This window comes from Cryobacterium sp. 10I1, from assembly GCF_035019805.1.
Classification (GTDB): domain Bacteria; phylum Actinomycetota; class Actinomycetes; order Actinomycetales; family Microbacteriaceae; genus Cryobacterium; species Cryobacterium glucosi.
In genome coordinates this window covers 1-2,543 of the sequence record NZ_JASJVF010000357.1, presented here as the reverse complement: position 1 = coordinate 2,543, position 2,543 = coordinate 1, and the positions used below count along the sequence as shown (strand labels likewise).

The following is a 2,543-nucleotide window of genomic DNA, read 5'->3' as shown; positions in this document are numbered from 1 at the left end:
CCTCCATCACGTCAAGAATCACATCAGTCATCAGGCACCTCCATTGTTAGGAGTTACACCGAAAATCGTATAGTCCCCCTGGCCAGGGGCGCGGCCACACAGAGATCACACGTTCACCATTATTAAGAGGAGATAGAAATGACGCTTACCGAAGAGATCGATGCGTTGGCCGAGGAAGTTCGCGCCAAGTGGTTGCTTGTCGACGTTGGCCTGCCGGTGGAGGGGTTCATGAAGATGGTCGCGGCCGATAGCACGCTCACGTGGGAGGCGTTTCGCCTTATCGCCAGGCGCATCGATGCAGGGGAGTAGACCGAAACCCATCGTCGGCCCCGAGTGAATACCTCCATCCGAGTTGGGTGCACCAGCCGGCGGCCTAACCAGGTCCGTTCTCGAGGCCGACGATACTTCTCCCAGTCAGTCCGAATATGGTCAATGGAATGCGGACAAGGTCATCTTCACGCGGGGCGCGGGGTCGGCTGCGGCGACTGACCACAGGAGTCGCCGGCGTCGCAGTCTTGTCGGCACTGGTCCTGACACTGAACGCGTGTTCGGTGGACCCGGGCGGCGCACCAGCTGATTCCTCGCGAACTCCCACGGCGGACCCGAGTTCGACGGGGCCGTCTGCGTCGTCTGCGTCCACACCCGACGCCGGGGCCCCGTTCAACCGGACCGCGCACTCAGTCGACGACCCCACCAGCATCTGGGTCGTCGTCAATAAGGCGAGACCGTTCAAGCCCCTCGACTTCACCCCTCCGGATCTCGTCGTCGTGGGAGTGCCTTATGTGTGGGAACCGCAACTCCGGAAGCCGGCAGCTGACGCAGTGGTTGCCATGTTCGCCGCCTTCACGGCTGAAACAGGGCTCAAGATGCAATCCCAAAGCGCCTTCCGCAGCTATGCCACCCAACGCGGAGTCTACGACCAAGATGTCTCTGCGAATGGCCAAGCAGCCGCTGATACCGACACGGCACGGCCCGGCACGAGCGAACACCAGACAGGACTCGCCATCGACATCAGCGCCCTGCCAGCCAAGTGTTCGCTCGCAGCCTGCTTTGGCGACACCACTCAGGGCTCATGGCTGGCGGCAAACGCATGGCGGTTCGGATTCCTCCTTCGGTACCCGGCTGACAAAGTACCCATCACCGGCTACACCTATGAGCCATGGCACTTCCGGTTCGTAGGGATCGACTTGGCCACAGAAATGCACGCAAACGGCGTCAGCACACTCGAAGAATTCTTCGGACTCCCCGCGGCACCGCAGTACAAATAGCCGCTGCCAATCGCGATGCCTGCGGCCAACACGACGCCGGCATCTCCCACGCCCGCCCAAGATCAACCCAGTTCGGCCAGCTTTGGGCCCGCGACGTGAGGCTGGGTCCTCGATGGGGAACGCAGATGGTGATCGCCTGTCACGATGCGTTCACGTGGAGGGTTTCTCAAGTCCGAATCGTGGGTAAAGCAAGGTGAGTCCTGCGGGGAATCCGAATTTGACCGCGTCTGCTGCGTGCGTGACGCCGGGCCCGGTTAGCCGGGCCGTTGTCATACCGGCTGTCTTTGCCGCTGCTTCGGCTGTCGTTGCCTCGGCGGTGTAGGTCGGGTCCTTCGCTCCAGATGTGAAGATCGCATACACGTCGGTGTAGTGATGAGCTTTCATAATGTTGAGCGGTTTCTCGGCGTCGTACGCGGCTTGATTTCCTGCAAAGCCATTGCGAAGGGTCGCGCTCTCTGAGCCCAGCGACGGTTCGATCTCCCCTGAGATGTCCAGCAGCGATCCGAAAACGTCCGGGTGTTTTGCCCCGAAGGATAGGGCGCATGTGCCGCCGTTGGAGTAACCTCCGATCGCCCAGCTCTGGCGCCCATCGGCTACGTGCAAGGTGGCCTGAATGTAGTCGAGAACGTCGCTCATGACATACGTGTGCACTCGCCCGGCGGGCGAGTCTATGCACAAAGGATTCTTCTCGGGACTGCCTATCTGGTCAATCGTGAGCACGATCGGTGCCAAGCCGCCGTTAGCAGCCGCCATGGAATCAAGTGTCGAGACGAACAGGGAACTTCCGTCGGGGCCACCGGGCTGGCCCATCATCATGATCAAAATCGGCAAAGCCGGAGGGTTGGGCACAAGGGCCGCCGGCGGCAAGTATAAATATGCCGGCCTCGCCGCGAACCCCGACGCCTTGTTCGGAATCGTCACGGTTCCGTACTGGCCTTTGGCGGGCATCCCGGCCGGCGCCTTCCATGTCGTCCAGAGCGGCGCCGCGAGCTCAGCCGGGACCTGGGATGTCGGGGCAGTTTGAGGCGGCACCGTCAGCGGTTGCCCGACGTCAATATTGAACAGTGACGCCAACGTCGGGTTGAGCCCATACCCGGCGTTGATACCGAACATCGTCGTCACGAGAAAGAGAGGGATCGTGGTTGCGGCGATGACTCTTCTCCAGCCTCGTGAACGCCACAGGTTCACGATCGCGACCCCTAGGAGCGTGGGTCAGTAACGGCGAAGTTTAAAACGCCGACGGATTTCCTGGGCTGGGGTTGTTGGTCTGGGAAA

3 protein-coding genes are annotated in these 2,543 nt (G+C 61.3%); 2 read left to right on the top strand and 1 reads right to left on the bottom strand.

Annotated elements, in window-relative coordinates; genetic code table 11:
- Positions 1 to 138: 138 nt before the first annotated feature.
- Together QN345_RS17890 and QN345_RS17885 are read left to right on the top strand one after the other, a co-directional pair.
- The gene (locus tag QN345_RS17890; RefSeq protein ID WP_323504652.1) at positions 139 to 309 is read left to right on the top strand and encodes a hypothetical protein; all 171 of its coding nucleotides are present in this window, start codon (positions 139 to 141) and stop codon (positions 307 to 309) included.
- Between the two features lie 116 nt (positions 310 to 425).
- Positions 426 to 1,268, top strand: a complete 843-nt coding sequence (locus tag QN345_RS17885) for a M15 family metallopeptidase (protein WP_323504651.1) — start codon at positions 426 to 428, stop codon at positions 1,266 to 1,268.
- 150 nt (positions 1,269 to 1,418) lie between these two features.
- On the opposite strand, the gene QN345_RS17880 is transcribed toward QN345_RS17885, so the two are convergent.
- Positions 1,419 to 2,456, bottom strand: a complete 1,038-nt coding sequence (locus QN345_RS17880; protein WP_323509001.1) for an alpha/beta hydrolase — start codon at positions 2,454 to 2,456, stop codon at positions 1,419 to 1,421.
- Positions 2,457 to 2,543 lie beyond the last annotated feature (87 nt).